The organism is Microbacterium sp. LWH3-1.2 (genome assembly GCF_040675855.1).
Classification (GTDB): domain Bacteria; phylum Actinomycetota; class Actinomycetes; order Actinomycetales; family Microbacteriaceae; genus Microbacterium.
On sequence record NZ_JBEGIK010000001.1, the window covers coordinates 3,411,320 to 3,426,383 of the forward strand.

General features: G+C 72.0%; 13 protein-coding genes and 1 pseudogene. 8 read left to right on the forward strand and 6 right to left on the reverse strand.

Annotated features, from left to right (window positions below):
* Positions 1 to 51: 51 nt before the first annotated feature.
* Positions 52 to 819, forward strand: coding sequence for an alpha/beta fold hydrolase (locus MRBLWH3_RS15910; RefSeq protein WP_363433931.1), 768 nt, complete (start codon positions 52 to 54; stop codon positions 817 to 819).
* Between the two features lie 21 nt (positions 820 to 840).
* On the opposite strand, the gene MRBLWH3_RS15915 is transcribed toward MRBLWH3_RS15910, so the two are convergent.
* Positions 841 to 1,845 (reverse strand): TIGR00341 family protein, encoded by a 1,005-nt coding sequence (locus MRBLWH3_RS15915; protein ID WP_363433934.1) that lies wholly within the window; start codon positions 1,843 to 1,845, stop codon positions 841 to 843.
* Positions 1,846 to 1,873: 28 nt separating this feature from the next.
* Here MRBLWH3_RS15915 and MRBLWH3_RS15920 point away from each other — a divergent pair, with 28 nt between their 5' ends.
* The 5 genes from MRBLWH3_RS15920 to MRBLWH3_RS15940 all read left to right on the forward strand — a co-directional run bounded on the left by MRBLWH3_RS15920 (position 1,874) and on the right by MRBLWH3_RS15940 (position 6,142).
* Positions 1,874 to 3,046, forward strand: coding sequence for an acyl-CoA dehydrogenase family protein (locus tag MRBLWH3_RS15920; protein WP_363433937.1), 1,173 nt, complete (start codon positions 1,874 to 1,876; stop codon positions 3,044 to 3,046).
* Positions 3,047 to 3,050: 4 nt separating this feature from the next.
* Entirely contained in the window at positions 3,051 to 4,322 is a 1,272-nt protein-coding gene (locus MRBLWH3_RS15925; protein ID WP_363433938.1) for a DUF445 domain-containing protein, read from the forward strand.
* 71 nt (positions 4,323 to 4,393) lie between these two features.
* The gene (locus MRBLWH3_RS15930) at positions 4,394 to 4,744 is read left to right on the forward strand and encodes a gamma-glutamylcyclotransferase family protein (RefSeq protein WP_363433941.1); all 351 of its coding nucleotides are present in this window, start codon (positions 4,394 to 4,396) and stop codon (positions 4,742 to 4,744) included.
* Between the two features lie 34 nt (positions 4,745 to 4,778).
* Positions 4,779 to 5,675 (forward strand): agmatinase family protein, encoded by an 897-nt coding sequence (locus MRBLWH3_RS15935; protein WP_363433944.1) that lies wholly within the window; start codon positions 4,779 to 4,781, stop codon positions 5,673 to 5,675.
* A complete protein-coding gene (locus MRBLWH3_RS15940) occupies positions 5,672 to 6,142 on the forward strand; it encodes a SixA phosphatase family protein (protein ID WP_363433947.1) in 471 nt (156 codons plus the stop codon). The genes MRBLWH3_RS15935 and MRBLWH3_RS15940 overlap by 4 nt, the downstream gene beginning before the upstream one ends.
* A gap of 115 nt (positions 6,143 to 6,257) precedes the next feature.
* On the opposite strand, the gene hutI is transcribed toward MRBLWH3_RS15940, so the two are convergent.
* From hutI to hutH, 3 genes are all read right to left on the reverse strand, one after another.
* Entirely contained in the window at positions 6,258 to 7,490 is a 1,233-nt protein-coding gene (gene hutI, locus MRBLWH3_RS15945) for an imidazolonepropionase (RefSeq protein WP_414685381.1), read from the reverse strand.
* Positions 7,491 to 7,557: 67 nt separating this feature from the next.
* On the reverse strand, positions 7,558 to 9,291 hold the full coding sequence (gene hutU, locus MRBLWH3_RS15950; RefSeq protein ID WP_363433950.1) for a urocanate hydratase: 1,734 nt from the start codon (positions 9,289 to 9,291) through the stop codon (positions 7,558 to 7,560).
* 2 nt (positions 9,292 to 9,293) lie between these two features.
* A complete protein-coding gene (hutH, locus tag MRBLWH3_RS15955; protein ID WP_363433953.1) occupies positions 9,294 to 10,865 on the reverse strand; it encodes a histidine ammonia-lyase in 1,572 nt (523 codons plus the stop codon).
* 88 nt (positions 10,866 to 10,953) lie between these two features.
* On the opposite strand from hutH, the gene MRBLWH3_RS15960 reads away from it, so the two are divergent.
* Entirely contained in the window at positions 10,954 to 11,718 is a 765-nt protein-coding gene (locus MRBLWH3_RS15960; RefSeq protein ID WP_363433956.1) for an IclR family transcriptional regulator, read from the forward strand.
* Between the two features lie 749 nt (positions 11,719 to 12,467).
* Here MRBLWH3_RS15960 and MRBLWH3_RS15965 read toward each other — a convergent pair.
* Positions 12,468 to 12,944, reverse strand: a complete 477-nt coding sequence (locus MRBLWH3_RS15965; protein ID WP_363435575.1) for a YbaK/EbsC family protein — start codon at positions 12,942 to 12,944, stop codon at positions 12,468 to 12,470.
* A gap of 30 nt (positions 12,945 to 12,974) precedes the next feature.
* Positions 12,975 to 13,757, reverse strand: a pseudogene (locus tag MRBLWH3_RS15970) (methyltransferase domain-containing protein); the annotation flags it as partial.
* 191 nt (positions 13,758 to 13,948) lie between these two features.
* Between MRBLWH3_RS15970 and MRBLWH3_RS15975 the strand changes: the two are divergent.
* The gene (locus MRBLWH3_RS15975; protein WP_363433958.1) at positions 13,949 to 15,025 is read left to right on the forward strand and encodes a Glu/Leu/Phe/Val dehydrogenase family protein; all 1,077 of its coding nucleotides are present in this window, start codon (positions 13,949 to 13,951) and stop codon (positions 15,023 to 15,025) included.
* Positions 15,026 to 15,064: the final 39 nt, after the last annotated feature.

A 15,064-nucleotide genomic window follows, 5' to 3' on the forward strand; every position in this document is an offset into this window, starting at 1 on the left:
GCATCCTGCCATGCCGCGGGGTGGCTCCCGCTGCGCCCGTAGGCTGGGCGCATGCCCGCCCCCGTCGCCCTTCCCCGCCTGTCGTGGGGCGCGGCCTCCGCTGGGCGCCGCGCACTGCTCATCCATGGTCTCGGCTCGAACGGAGCGCTCATGTGGCGCTACGGCGCGGCACTCGCCGATGCCGGATGGCGAGCGGATGCCGTGGACCTGCGCGGACACGGCACGGCCCCGCGCACGCTGGACTACACGCTCGACTCCTACGCCGCGGACGTCGCGGCGACTCGCCCCGACGCCGGGGCCGGGGCCGGTATATGGGATCTCGTGATCGGCCACTCGCTGGGGGGCGCAGCATCCGTCCTCGCTGCCGCGGCCGACCCGTCATGGACGCGTCGTCTCGTCCTGATCGACCCCGCGCTCGCGCTCACGGATCACGATCGCGACATCGTGCGCGACAGCCAGACCCGCTCGTTCGACGACCCGTCGCAGGCGGCCGTGCGGGCCGAGCACCCCGACTGGCACCCGCAGGACATCGAGCTGAAGGCCCTGTCGGCGCAGCAGGCCAGCCGTTGGGCGGTCGAGCAGACGAGCGCGCAGAATCCGGACTGGGACGTGACGGATGCTGCACTCCAGGTCGCCGTGCCGACCCACGTGATCGCGTCGGATCCCGGCGTGTACTCGATCTTCCGCGGCAAGCCGGCAGAGGCCGCCGTGGCGCCGAACCCGCATTTCTCGGTCTCGGTCGTCGCCGATGCAGGACACTCGCCTCACCGCGACCGGCCGGAGGCCACGATCGAGGCGCTGTTCGCCGTGCTCGCCTGACCCCTCGACCGCGGACGACGCCTACTGGACAGGGATCTCGACGCCCTGACCGACATCGATGACGACCCCGACGAGAGACGGCAGCACGCTCGCGAGCGACTCGCGGAGCTCGTCGATCGGGGGTGTCGTGCCGTCGTCGGTCGTGATCGCGACGGTGGCCGTCGCCCCCGACCAGTTGACCCCGTACACCCGGGCACCCTCGTCGTCGAGCCATTGCGTCGTCGCGTCCTGGATCGCCACCGACCACCTGGCCAGCGCCACCGCCACCGCCGAGTTCACCGCCAGCGGCACCGTGATCACCACCGCCAGCACGGTGACGATGACGTAGGCGCGGCGCCGGTTGGCGACCGGCGACGAGCCTGGGTCACGCGCGTAGCCCGCCAGCGTGAAGACGATGCTGCCGGCGATCACGAGGGCGACGACGTTGGAGAGGAACAGCCACAGCGCACCGAGGGCGTCTGCCCACAGCCCCTGCCCGGCGCACACGCCGACGACGCCGAGCGGCGGGACGAGCGAGATCGCGATCGCAACGCCGGGGAGGATGGCGCTGAGGTCCCGTCGGCACATCGCGAAGCCGCCCGCGAAGCCGGTGGCGAGCGCCGCGACGAGGTCCATGAAGCTCGGCGAGGTGCGGCCGAGCACCTGCGAGTTGGTCTCGAGGCTCTCAGGCGTCGCGACGAAGACGGAGAAGGCGAGGCCCAGCACGATCACGATGGCAAGGCCCAGCAGCACCCACAGGATGGAGCGCACCACCAGGCGGAGGTGACCGGTGACGATCCCGAGGCCGATCGCCAGGATCGGGGTCCCGAGCGGCGCGATGATCATCGCGCCGATGACCGTCGCGGTGGAGTCGGTCAGCACGCCGGCGATCGCGATGATGCCCGCCAGCGTCAGCATGATGAGGAAGCCGCTGCGTTTGCCGGCGCGGTCGCCTGCGCCGAGGTCGAGCGCCTCGGTCACCTGCGCCGCGCTCTGACGCTGGGTCGGCGGGATGAGCGCCTGGAGCATCTCCGAGAGCGTCGCCATGCGCACATCATCGCGTAAGAATGGCGTGGTGGCGTCCTTCGAACCGAGTGAGATTCTGACCGACGAGCTGCTGGGGCGCTTCCGCGCCCGGGCGGTCGTGCACGATCGCGAGAACACCTTCCCTGGCGACGACCTCGCGGACCTGAAGGATGCCGGCTATCTCGCGATCCTCGTGCCGCAGGAGCTCGGCGGGTCCGGGCTGGGGCTGGCCGAGGCATCCGTCCTCCAGCAGCGTCTGGCGGGCGCGGCCCCGGCGACGGCCCTCGCGATAAACATGCACTTGGTGTGGACCGGCGTCGCGAAGGTGCTCGCCGACCGGGGCATCGACGCGCTGCGGTTCGTGCAGGAGGGTGCTGCCGCCGGCGAGGTGTTCGCGTTCGGGATCAGCGAGGCGGGCAACGATCTGGTGCTGTTCGGGAGTGGCACGGATGCTGCGCCCCTCCCCGACGGCGGATACTCCTTCACCGGCACCAAGATCTTCACGTCGCTCGCGCCGGTGTGGACGCAGCTGGGGCTGCACGGGTTGGACACCTCGTCTGAGGATGCACCGCGGATGATCTACGCGTTCGTGCCGCGCGCCGAGGTGCAGGCGGGCCGCATCGTCGTGCGCGACGACTGGGACACGCTCGGCATGCGGGGCACGCAGTCGCGCACGACCGAGCTGCGCGACGCCGTGGCGCCGGCCGACCGGATCGTGCGGCGACTCGCCCCCGGACCGAACCCCGACCCGCTCGTGTTCGGCATCTTCAGCGTCTTCGAGATCCTCCTGGCGTCGGTGTACACCGGGATCGCGCACCGGGCCCTCGACCTCGCGGTCGCCGCCGCAGGCAGGCGGACCTCGAAACGCACCGGCAAGCCGTACAGCCAGGATCCCGACATCCGCTGGCGCATCGCCGACATGGCGCTCGCGTACGACGCCCTCCCCCTTCAGATCGACGCGCTCGCCCGCGACGTCGACGCGCTCGCCGATCACGGGGCGGGGTGGTTCTCGCTGCTCGCAGGTCTCAAGCACCGGGCGGTGACGGCCGCGAAGCAGATCGTCGACGACGCCGTGCTGGTGGCAGGCGGGGCCTCCTACTTCTCGGCGGACGAGCTGAGCCGCCTCTACCGCGACGTGCTCGCGGGCCTCTTCCATCCGTCCGACCCGGAGTCCGCCCACTCCACCGTCGCGACGGCATGGCTCGGGCCGGTCGAGGACTGACCCGATGTCGCCGACGCCGACCCGCCTCCTGAGCCCCGCCGACCAGGAGCGCCGCCAGGCCCTGCGCGCGATGAAGGGCGTGGCGCTCGGGGCGCTCGTCTTCATGGCCGTGCTGTTCGCCTTCTCGTTCGCGTTCCAGCAGGACGTGCCGGCCCTCGCCTACGTGCGCGCCGCCGCCGAGGGCGGCATGGTCGGCGCGCTCGCCGACTGGTTCGCGGTCACGGCGCTGTTCCGGCATCCGCTGGGCATACCGATCCCGCACACCGCGATCATCCCGAGTCGCAAGGACGAGATCGGCCGTACCCTCGGAGAGTTCGTCGAGACCGAGTTCCTGCGCGCCGACGTCGTGCGCACGAAGCTCGACCAGACCGCGATCGCCGCCCGCCTCGGCGAATGGCTGAGCGCACCGGTGCATGCCGAGCGGGTCGCGGCCGAGGCTTCCGTGATGGCGGGAAGCGTGCTGCGGGCTCTCAGCGACGACGACGTCCGCGACGTGATCGAGGAGCTCGCCCGTGAGCACCTCATCGCACCGGAGTGGGGTCCCCCCCTCGGCGAATGGCTGGAGCGCATCATCGACGCCGGCGCGCACCACGGCGCGGTCGACCTCGCCGCCGACACCATAGGCGCCTGGCTCGCCGCCAACAAGTCCTCGTTCACCGGGGTGGTCTCGCGCCGGCTGCCCGCGTGGGTGCCGTCGGTCGCACATCGTTTCGTGGACGACACCGTGTACAACGAGGCCGTCAAGTTCGTCGCGGCGGTGAAGGCCGACCCGCGGCACCCTGCCCGCGTCGCGATCGACGGGTACCTCGGGCGCCTCGCCGGCAATCTGCAGCACGACCCCGCGACGATCGGGCGCTTCGAGGACGCGAAGCTCGCCGTGTTCGACAGCCCCCGTGTGCGCGAGCTCGCCGGAGAGGCGTGGAGGACGGCGAAGACCGGACTGCTGCGCTCCCTCGCCGACCCCGAGAGCGGCCTGCGGCGACGGGGTGTCGAGGCCCTCGTCGAGATCGGCGAGCGATTGACGACGGATGCTGCGCTCCAGCGCCGCGTCGACACCTGGGTGACCGACGCGGCCGTGTTCCTCGTCGACCGCTATCGCCACGACATCGCCTCGATCATCACCGACACGGTCGAACGATGGGACCCCGCCGAGACGACGGAGAAGATCGAGCTCATGGTCGGCCGCGACCTGCAGTACATCCGGCTCAACGGCACGATCGTCGGAGCGCTCGCGGGGCTCGCGATCTTCTCCATCGCGCACGCGCTGCTCGGGTGATGCCTGATGGGCCGTGTTAAGAGTGCGTGAAGTCACGGTCGGCGCAGACCGCCGGGGGTTAGCCTGATGCCGTGTCCGCGGATGAGTCCACCCAGTACCTCTTCAGCTACGGCACCCTGCAGAACGCCGACGTGCAGCTCGACACGTTCGGGCGGCTGATCGAGAGCGTGCCTGACGCGCTGCCCGGCTACACCGTCGACTACGCCGAGATCGAGGACACGCGGGTCGTCGACCTGTCGGGCCTCTCGGTGCACCCGATCGTGCGCGAGACCGGGAACCCCCTCGACAAAGTCGTGGGCAGGGCGCTGCTGGTGACCGAGGACGAGCTCGACGCGGCCGACGAGTACGAGGTGGCACTGTATCGGCGCTGCGCGGTGGTGCTCGCGAGCGGTCGCTCCGCGTGGGTCTACGTCGCGGCGTGAGGCTGGCAAGCGGGTGCTCCGGTAACCTCGGGCCGTGACGCTTCCCCACGATCCATCGTGGCCACGCGCAGGTGCGTGGCCACCGCCCGAAGACGGGAGATGGGATGCCGCGATCCTCGGCGTTCCCGCATTCCGCACGTCCCTGTCCCCGACCGGTGCCCACGCGACGCCTGCGGCGATCCGCGACGCCCTGCGCCGCTACAGCCCGACCCTCCTCGGACCCCCGCCGGTCGATCTCGACGAGGTGCTGCGGATCGCGGATGCGGGCGACGTCGCCGAGCCCGACGGGCCCGCGGGTGAGGCATCCGTCCGCTCCACGGTCACGGAACTGCGCGAGCGCGCCGATCTCGTGGTCGCGCTCGGCGGCGACAACTCGCTCACCTACGCGGTGGCGCAGGGCGCCGGCGCCACCGGGCTCATCACGGTCGACGCGCACTTCGACCTGCGCGACGGCGTCTCGAACGGGTCGCCGGTGCGGCGGCTGGTCGAGGACGGCCTCGACGGGCGGCGGATCGTTCAGCTCGGCATCGCCGACTTCGCCAACTCGGTCGCATACGCGCGGCGCGCGGCGGAGTACGGCATCACGGTCGTGACCATGGACGACCTCCGCCGCCGCGGTGCCGCCGACGTCGCGGCCGAGGCGCTCGAGATCGCCGGTGCCGGCGGCGGCCCGGTGCATCTCGACGTCGACGTCGACGTGTGCGACCGTTCCGTCGCGCCCGGGTGCCCGGCATCCGTCCCGGGTGGACTGACTGCCTGGGAGCTGAGGGCCCTCGTGCGCGCCCTCGCCGCCGACACTGGCGTGCACAGCGCCGACATCGCCGAGGTCGATGCCACGGCGGATGCGCCCGACGGGCGCACCGTGCGCCTCGCAGCGCTGTGCGTGCTCGAACTCCTCGCCGCCAAGGCCTCCGGAAGGGTGACCTCATGATCCGTCTCGCACTGGTGCGGCATGCCAAGTCCGACTGGGGCGACCCCAGTCTGGACGACCACGATCGCCCGCTGAACGATCGCGGCATGCGCGACGCACCCCGCATGGCGGCGCGTCTCGCGGCTACGGGATTCCGCCCCGAGGTGATCCTGTCGAGCACCGCCGTGCGCGCGCGGACGACCGCCGAGGCATTCGCGGCCGAGCTCGGCGTCGCCGTCTCGCTCGACCCCGAGCTCTACGGCGCACCGGCGAGGAAACTGCTCGCGGCGGCGGCAGCCACGCGGGCGGCGACGGTCATGGTCGTCGCGCACGACCCCGGCATGAGCTCGCTGGCGGCGAGCCTTTCGGACGACGACATCGACCACATGCCGACGTGCTCGGTCGCGACGTTCATCTGGGCGCAGGACGACTGGGACGTCGCCAGCGCCGTCGACCCCGACAACTGGACCTTCGACGCTCCCCGCTGACCCGGGCCGGTCAGCGCGCGAGGCCTGCTCACCTGTCACGTTCTGCCGGGTCGACCGGCACTTCGTGACAGGTGAACAGCGATGACGGATGCCGCGCCTCGGGGTTCGACGAGGGTCAGGCCGCGGCACCGCCTACCCAGACGGTGTGCACGAGCGGCACACCGGGCCTGTACGCGAGATGCACGCGGGTCGGCGCGTCGAGCATGACGAGGTCGGCGCGCATCCCGGGGGCGAGTGCGCCGACATCGTCGCGGCGCAGGGCCTTCGCGCCCCCGGCGGTTGCCGCCCACACCGCTTCGGCGGGCGTCATTCCCATCTCGCGCACCGCAAGGGCGATCATGAGCGGCATCGAGCTCGTGAAGCTCGATCCCGGGTTGCAGTCGCTCGCGAGCGCGACGGTCGCGCCGGCGTCGATCAGCCGGCGCGCGTCGGGGTACGGCTGACGGGTCGAGAACTCGACGCCGGGCAGCAGCGTCGCGACCGTCGCGGACCCGGCGAGGGCGTGCACGTCATCGTCGGAGAGGTAGGTGCAGTGGTCGACGGATGCTGCGCCCAGCTCCACCGCGAGACGCACGCCGTCGCCCGGCCCGAGCTGATTGCCGTGCACGCGCGGCTGCAGGCCGTGCGCGATGCCGGCGGCGAGGATGCGCCGCGACTCGTCGGGGGTGAAAGCACCGCGTTCGCAGAACACGTCGATCCACCGGCTATGGGGGGTGCAGGCGTGCAGCATCGCGTCGCACACCAGGTCGATGTACTCCTCGCGGCGCTCGCTGTACTCGGCGGGCACGACGTGGGCGCCGAGGAACGTGACCTCAGCGGTCACCTCCGAGGCGAGGCGCGCCAGCCGCTCCTCGTCGGCGACGGTCAGCCCGTACCCCGTCTTGACCTCGAACGTGGTCGTCCCTTGCGCGTGCAGCTCGGCGACGAAGGCAGCGAGCCGGGCGCGCAGCTCGTCGTCGGTCGCGGCGCGGGTCGCCGCAACGGTACGCCGTATACCTCCTGCGGCATACGGCGCACCGGTCATGCGCGCCTCGAACTCGTCGGCGCGGTCGCCCCCGAACACGAGATGGGTGTGGCTGTCGACGAACCCCGGGATGACAGCGCGGCCGCCCGCGTCGACGAGGTGAGCGCCGGCGCTCGCGCCGGTGAATCGAGCCGAGACCGCGGCAGCCTCGTCCCCCGCCCCGGTCCAGGCGATCCGGTCACCCTCGATCAGCACCGCGGCGTTGTGCAGCGTCCCGAGCGCATCGCCGCCTGCCGGGACGTTGGTCGTCAGCTCGCCGATGTTCGTGATGAGCGTCGCTGCCACAGCATCCGTCCTCTCCTTGCCCCGAATTCCGACCCTCATGTCCCACTTTCCCTCCCTCAGCGACGTCGGAAGCGGCGAAAGGGGACAGGACCGACGGCGCGGGACGTCACTCACCGATCATCGGAACGTTCAGGCCGCGCTCGCGCGCGACCTCCTTCGCCCGGTCGTAGCCCGCGTCGACATGACGCATGACGCCGGTGCCGGGGTCGTTCGTGAGCACTCGCTCCAGCTTCTCAGCGGCCAGTGGCGTGCCGTCGGCGACGGTGACCTGACCGGCATGGATGCTGCGGCCGATACCGACGCCGCCGCCGTGGTGGATCGACACCCACGCCGCACCCGACGCGGTGTTGAGCAGGGCGTTGAGCAGCGGCCAGTCGGCGATCGCGTCAGAGCCGTCGGCCATGGACTCCGTCTCGCGGTACGGCGAGGCGACAGATCCGGCGTCGAGGTGGTCGCGACCGATCACGATCGGCCCCGACAGCTCACCCGACGCGACCATCTCGTTGAACTTGAGCCCGGCGAGGTGGCGCTCCTTGTAGCCGAGCCAGCAGATGCGCGCCGGCAGACCCTCGAAGTGGACGGCGTCACCTGCCTTGTCGAGCCAGCGCACCAGCCCGACGTTCTCGGGGAACAGAGCCTTCACGGCATCGTCGGTCTTGCGGATGTCCTCCGGGTCCCCCGAGAGCGCGACCCAGCGGAACGGGCCGCGGCCCTCGGCGAACTGCGGGCGGATGTACGCGGGCACGAAGCCCGGGAACGCGAAGGCCCGGTCGAAGCCGCCCAGCTGCGCCTCGGCGCGGATCGAGTTGCCGTAGTCGAAGACCTCGGCGCCGGCGTCCTGGAACCCCACCATCGCCGCGACGTGCTTGGCCATGCTGCCGCGCGCGCGGGCGGTGAAGCCCTCCGGGTCGCGGGTCGCCTCGTCCTTCCAGTCCTCGAACGCGATGCCCACCGGCAGGTACGCCAGCGGGTCGTGGGCACTGGTCTGGTCGGTGACGATGTCGACCGTCAGGTCACCCGCGCGGTGGCGCAGCAGAACGTCCCCGAAGACCTCGGCGGCGTTGCCCACCACCCCGACCGAGAGCGCCTCGCCCGCGTCCTTCGCCGCGACCACGCGCGCGATGGCCGCGTCGAGATCGGTCGTGTACTCGTCCAGGTATCCGTGCTCGACACGGCGCGCCAGGCGCGACTCGTCCACGTCGACGATGAGCACCGCTCCCCCGTTGAGGGTCACGGCAAGGGGCTGCGCGCCGCCCATGCCACCCGCGCCGCCGGTCAGCGTGAGGGTTCCGGCGAGGCTCGCGGTCGCGGCATCCGTCCCGTTCTTCGCGGCGAGGGAGCGCGCCACCGCGGCGAACGTCTCGTACGTGCCCTGCAGGATGCCCTGCGTGCCGATGTAGATCCAGGAGCCGGCTGTCATCTGGCCGTACATGGTGAGGCCGAGCTCTTCGAGGCGACGGAACTCGGGCCACGTCGCCCAGTCCCCCACGAGGTTCGAGTTGGCGATGAGCACGCGGGGCGCCCACTCGTGCGTGCGGAAGACGCCGACCGGCTTGCCGGACTGGACCAGGAGCGTCTCGTCGGGCTCGAGCTGGTCGAGCGTGCGGACGATGGCGTCGAACGCCTCCCAGCTGCGGGCGGCGCGACCGGTGCCGCCGTAGACCACGAGGTCTTCGGGGTGCTCGGCGACCTCGGGGTCGAGGTTGTTCATGAGCATGCGCTTGGCGGCCTCGGCGCCCCAGCTCTTGGCGGTGCGCTCGGGGCCGCGCGGCGCGCGCACGGCGCCCTCGCCGAGTCCGCGCGTGGCGGGCGCGGTCGTCGAGCTTGTCGAAACGGACATCGTCACTCCTTCGTGGTGGTCTGGTAGGCGGCTGCCGCGACGGCGCCCGACTGCACGAGCGCGGTCACGGCCTCCATCTCGGGCGACAGGTAGCGGTCGGGGCCGGGGCCGCCGGCGATGGTGCGCACGAGGGCGCGCACGGCGCCCGTGGCAGGGGCCGGCTGCAACGGCGCCCGCAGGTCGAGCGCGCGGGCAGCGGTCAGCACCTCGATCGCGAGCACGCGCGAGAGCCCGTCGATCGCACGGCGGAGCTTGCGCGCGGCCGCCCACCCCATCGAGACGTGATCCTCCTGCATGGCGGACGAGGGGATCGAGTCGACGGATGCCGGCACCGCCAGTCGCTTGAGCTCCGAGACGATGCCCGCCGCGGCGTACTGCGCGATCATGAAGCCCGAGTCGACGCCGACCTCATCGGCGAGGAACGGCGGCAGCCCGTTGCTGCGCGCGCGGTCGAGTGCGCGGTCGGTGCGCCGCTCCGAGATCGACGCGACGTCGGCGACCGCGATCGCAAGGAAGTCGAGCACGTACGCCACCGGCGCGCCGTGGAAGTTGCCGTTGGACTCGACGCGCCCGTCGTCGGTGATCACGGGATTGTCGACGGCGGCGGCGAGCTCGCGCGAGGCGATGAGCAGCGCGTGATCGGCGGTGTCGCGCGCGGCGCCGTGGACCTGCGGCGAGCAGCGCAGCGAATACGCGTCCTGCACGCGGGTGCAGACGACGGGGTCGCGGTGCGACGCCATGATCCCCGAGCCCGCGAGCACGGCCCGCAGGTTCGCGGCCGATACGGCCTGGCCCACCTGCGGCCGCAGCGCCTGCAGGTCGGCGGCGAACACCGCATCGGTGCCGAGCTGCGACTCGACCGACATGCTCGCGGCGACGTCCGCCGTGTCGAGCAGCACCGAGAGATCGTGGAGCGCCAGCAGCAGCATCCCGAGCATGCCGTCGGTGCCGTTGATCAGCGCGAGTCCCTCCTTCTCCCGCAGCACGAGCGGGGAGACGGATGCTGCCGCCAGCGCGTCGGCCGCCTCGACCTCTTCGCCGGTCGCGGTGCGCACCCGTCCCTCGCCCATCGCGGCGAGCGCGACGTGCGACAGCGGCGCGAGGTCGCCGGAGCAGCCGAGCGAGCCGTATTCACGGACGATCGGGGTGATGCCGGCGTTCAGCATCGCCGCGTAGGTCTCGACGACGACGGGGCGCACGCCCGTGTGGCCGGTCGCCAGGGTCTGCAGGCGCAGGAGCATGAGAGCGCGCACGACCTCGCGCTCGACCTCGGCACCGGTGCCCGCCGCGTGCGAGCGGATGAGGCTCGCCTGCAGCTGCATGCGGCGCTCTGTGGCGATGAATGTCGTGGCGAGTGCGCCGAAGCCGGTCGAGATGCCGTAGTGCGGCTCGGGGTCGTCGGCGAGGCCTTCGACGAGAGCGCGGGTCGCGGCGACGCGTGCCAAGGCCTCGGGGGCGAGCTCGACGAGGACGCCGTGGCGAGCGACGGCGACGACTTCGTCGGGACGCAGCGGCGCCGCACCGACGGTGACGACGGCGACGTCGCTGGCTGAGGTGGGCGTGACGATGGTCATGCTCCGATTCCACACCGCGACCGTGGCGCACGACAGCGACTCATGCCATCCTCTGTCTGTGATTCCAGACAGTGGTACGAGACCCCAGGTGCCCGCCGCCGACCAGACGCTGCGGATCCTGTCGCACCTCGCGCACCAGCGCGGACCGGTTCCCGCGCGATCCATCGCGACCGCCCTCGGCATCCCGCGCTCCACGGTGTACCACCTGCTCGCCGCGCTGCAGGAGCACCAGTTCGTCGTGCACCTGCCCGAGGATCGCCGCTGGGGTATCGGTATCGCGGCATTCGAGCTCGCGGGCGGGTACTCGCGTCAGGAGCCGCTCGCCCGGCTGGGCAGGCCGGTGCTCGCCGACCTCGTCGACCGCACAGGCGAGAGCGCGCATCTGGCAGTGATGCACGGTCGCGATGTGCTCTACATCGTCGAGGAGCGGGCGCCGCGCCGACCTGCTCTCGTCACCGACGTGGGGGTGCGCCTGCCCGCCCACCTGACGGCCACCGGACGGGCCATGCTCGCGGCGCTTCCTCGCGAGCAGGTGAGGGCGCTGTTCCCGGATGCCGCGTCCTTCGCCGACCGCACCGGCCGGGGCCCGCAGCGACCCGGCGAGCTGCGCGAGCTGCTCCGGGGCGTGCGCGAGCGCGGGTGGGCCGTCGAAGACGGCGAGGTGACGCTCGGGCTCGGCTCTGTCGGGGTCGCGGTACTGGACCACGTCGGCTGGCCCATCGCTGCGATCGCGGTCACGTTCCCGGCCGAGGGCGCGCGCGCGGCTGCGGACGTCGCGGAACTCGTCACGCCGGTGGCGGCCGAGCTCGGCCGGCGCATCGGCGGCGCGAGACCCTCGCCGAGGAGACTCTGATGATGGCCTACCCCGCGAGGTGCGAGAGGATCCGCCCGACCACCTCCGCTCGGGCTTCGTCGGAGTCCAGTTGTTCGAGGCCGAAGCCGAAGAGGATCGTGTCGGGTGTCGCCGTGGCGCTGTAGAACGGGCCCTCCGCGTCGTAGCGGAGGAACTCGCTCGCGTTGCCCGGGGTGATCCGCGGCGACCGCCATGAGCTCCTCGAGGATGCCTCTTTCGCCGCTGTACATCCGGAACACGCCGTCGGTCGCGGCCAGCGTCCGACGCTGTGCCGCAGGTTGCTTCGGCGTCAGCTCCGCGCCCCCGGCGGCGAGCTGCGCCGCCTGGTCGGCGCTCAGGATGACCTGCACTTCGACCTCGCCCGGTTCGTCGCCCGCCGAGGTCACGATCTCCTGGCGGTCGACGCCGAGATCCACGATCGCCCCCAGTCCTGCGGCATCGACCGTGCCCGCGTAGACAGCGAGCAGGTCGTCGGCCGGTGGCGGCTCCGGACTCGCGACGGCGGGAGTCACCGCGAGACCGGTCACGATCAGGGCTGCGGTGGTGGCGATGGCGAGCTGACGGATCATGCGTATCCCCTTGTCACGCGTGCTCGATGTCCGTTCAGGCACGGCGATCCCCATCTACGCCGATACGGACCGTCACTGTCTACCGCGCCCGTCGGAGGTCGTCAAGGCCGTCCTCCGGACCGATCCGCAGAACGGTGACGGATGCCGCGGCGCCGACACGCCCGCATGTCCGCTGCGGGGTCAGTCGACCTTCATGACGGTGCCGCCGGTGAGGCGCACGAGTTCGTCGAAGGTCATCGGGAACACGGTGTGCGGCGTCCCGCCGGCGGCCCAGATCTCGGGGTAGCCGGCGAGGTCCTCGTCGACGATCGTGCGCAGCGGCGCCGGATGCCCCGTGGGAGCGACTCCGCCGATGGCCTGGCCGGTCGCCTCCCGCACCTGTTCCGGCGTCGCTCGCCGGATCTTGCCGTGACCCAGGCGTTTCGCGAGCGCCGCGGTGTCCACGCGGTGCGCGCCGCTCGTCATCACGAGCAGCGGCGCGCCGTCGCTGGAGAACACCAGGCTGTTGGCGATCGCGCCCACCTCGACCCCGAGCGCCTGGGCGGCCAGCACCGCGGTGGATGCGGCATCCGGCAGCACCACGATGTCTCCGGGGATCCCGGCGGCGCGGATGGCCTCGTGGACGAGGCGACTGCGGGCAGGAAGCGAGGCGGTGATGGTCACCGGCTCAGCCTGACGACGCAGGCCGCGCGCGAGGATCTCGCCGTGGGGCATGAGGAGCCAGCCGTCGTCGGCGGCCGCCCACTCGCGCCAGCCGTCCGAGATGCGTTGCAGCAGCGCATCGTCGGCGCCCGTCGCACGCGCCGAGTCGGCGAACGCCGACTGCAGCACGCGGTCGGCCCACATTCCACCCCACCACTCACGGTCCGCCTCGTCCTCGAAGAGCCACAGCGACGCGGTGGCGCGGATGTCGGCGAGCCCGGCCTTCTGCGCCCACGCCTTGAGGCGGCGCCCCGCCGCAGGCTCGCCGGCGACGCTGCGGTGGGTTGCGAGGTACAGCGCGAGCCACTCGTCCAGCGCCGGGATCAGCGGGTACCAGATGACGCCTTCGTAGTCGACGTCGCGCGCCGCGACGAGCCCGTCCGTTCCGGCGACGCGGCCCAGTTCCCGCAGCATGTCGACGGGACGACCCACGTGCTGCAGCACCTGGTGCGCGTGCACGACGTCGAAGGAGCCGTCGTCGTAGGGCAGGGCGTAGGCGTCCCCCACCTCGAACGAGAGATTCGGCGCTGCGTGGTCGGCGGCGGCCTGCGCGACGACGTCGGCGGAGGCATCCGTCCCGATGACGCGAGCGGGAGCGACGTGCGCCGCGAGGTCAGCCGTGATGGTGCCGGGTCCGCTGCCCACGTCGAGGATCGAGACGCCCGGCCGCAGGTGCGGCAGGAGGTAAGCGGCGGAGTTCTCGGCGGTGCGCCAGCGGTGCGACCGCAGGACGCTCTCGTGATGACCGTGCGTATAGGCGTCTGGCATTCGTCGATGCTATCGACGGCGCACACACCGCTGAGGTATGCGCAGGACTCCTCTGGAGAGCATGCAATCTGCCCACTCGCCATCGAGACGGTTGAACAATTCGCAGAATCGGTGTGCAATGAGAACGGATGCCGCAACGCCGCGGCGTCCGCAGCGCACTGCCCACGAGGCCCGCCGAAGGAAGAACCGCGATGACGCACACCCTGCCCCTGCCCGATTTCGCACACGAGCGGGTGGAGGTGATCACCGGCCGCCGGAGCGGTCTGTTCATCGCCGTCGCGCTGCACTCCTCCGTGCTCGGCTCCGCCCTCGGCGGCGCGCGCCTGTGGACGTACCCGCACTGGAGCGACGCCCTCGGCGACGCGCTGCGGCTGTCGGCCGCCATGACGCTCAAGAACGCCGCAGCAGGCCTCGACGCGGGTGGCGGCAAATCCGTCATCGCGCTGCCTCCCGGCACCACGCTCGACACCGACCGCCGCCGCGCCGCGTTCCTCGACCTCGGTGATGCGGTCGAGTCCCTGCACGGCCTGTACCGCACCGCCGAGGACGTCGGATCGACGACCGAGGACATGCTCGTCGTCAGCGAGCGCACCGAGTACGTCGTGGGCCTGCCCGACGCCGTCGGCGGCTCGGGCGAGCCCGCCGGCCCCACGAGCCTCGGCGTCTACGAGTCGCTCTGCGCGACGCTCGAGCGCGTCGCGGGAACCGCCGACGTCGGGGGCAGGCGCATCACGATCTCGGGCCTCGGCCAGGTCGGCAGCCGCCTCGCGGTGCGCCTCTCGGCCGAAGGGGCGCGCCTGACGGTGACCGACGTCAACCCCGCCAAGCGCGACCTCGCCGCTGAGCTCGGTGCCGAGTGGATCGCCCCTGGCGAGGAGCACCTCGTCCCCGCGGACGTCTTCGTCCCCGCCGGCATCGGCGGGCTGCTCACCGACGAGGTGATCGACGCTCTCGACGCGAAGGCCGTGTGCGGCCCGGCCAATAATCCCCTCGCCGACCACAGCGGTGCGGCACGCCTCGCCGGTCGCGGCATCCTGTACGCCCCCGACTTCGTCGTCAACGCGGGCGGGGTGATCTACCTCGACCTCGAGGCGAAGCACCTCGGAACGCGTACCGAGATCATGGACCGCGTCGGCCAGATCGGCGACACCGTGCGCCGCATCTTCGACGAGGCGGAGGCCCGCGGCGTCACGCCGCTCGAGGCCGCTGAGGGACTCGCCGCCGAGCGCCTCGCGGCCGGTGGCCGGCAGCCCGCACTCGCGCGCTGAGACCGCGACGGTGTGACCCCGCGGACGAGAGACGGATGC

Excerpts from the sequence above, each read along its gene's own strand:
- MRBLWH3_RS15910 (WP_363433931.1), top strand. The coding sequence starts at position 52 with ATGCCCGCCCCCGTCGCCCTTCCCCGCCTGTCGTGGGGCGCGGCCTCC.
- MRBLWH3_RS15915 (WP_363433934.1), bottom strand. The coding sequence starts at position 1,845 with ATGGCGACGCTCTCGGAGATGCTCCAGGCGCTCATCCCGCCGACCCAG.
- MRBLWH3_RS15925 (WP_363433938.1), top strand. The coding sequence starts at position 3,051 with ATGTCGCCGACGCCGACCCGCCTCCTGAGCCCCGCCGACCAGGAGCGC.
- MRBLWH3_RS15940 (WP_363433947.1), top strand. The coding sequence starts at position 5,672 with ATGATCCGTCTCGCACTGGTGCGGCATGCCAAGTCCGACTGGGGCGAC.
- hutI (WP_414685381.1), bottom strand. The coding sequence starts at position 7,490 with ATGAGGGTCGGAATTCGGGGCAAGGAGAGGACGGATGCTGTGGCAGCG.
- hutU (WP_363433950.1), bottom strand. The coding sequence starts at position 9,291 with ATGTCCGTTTCGACAAGCTCGACGACCGCGCCCGCCACGCGCGGACTC.
- hutH (WP_363433953.1), bottom strand. The coding sequence starts at position 10,865 with ATGACCATCGTCACGCCCACCTCAGCCAGCGACGTCGCCGTCGTCACC.
- MRBLWH3_RS15975 (WP_363433958.1), top strand. The coding sequence starts at position 13,949 with ATGACGCACACCCTGCCCCTGCCCGATTTCGCACACGAGCGGGTGGAG.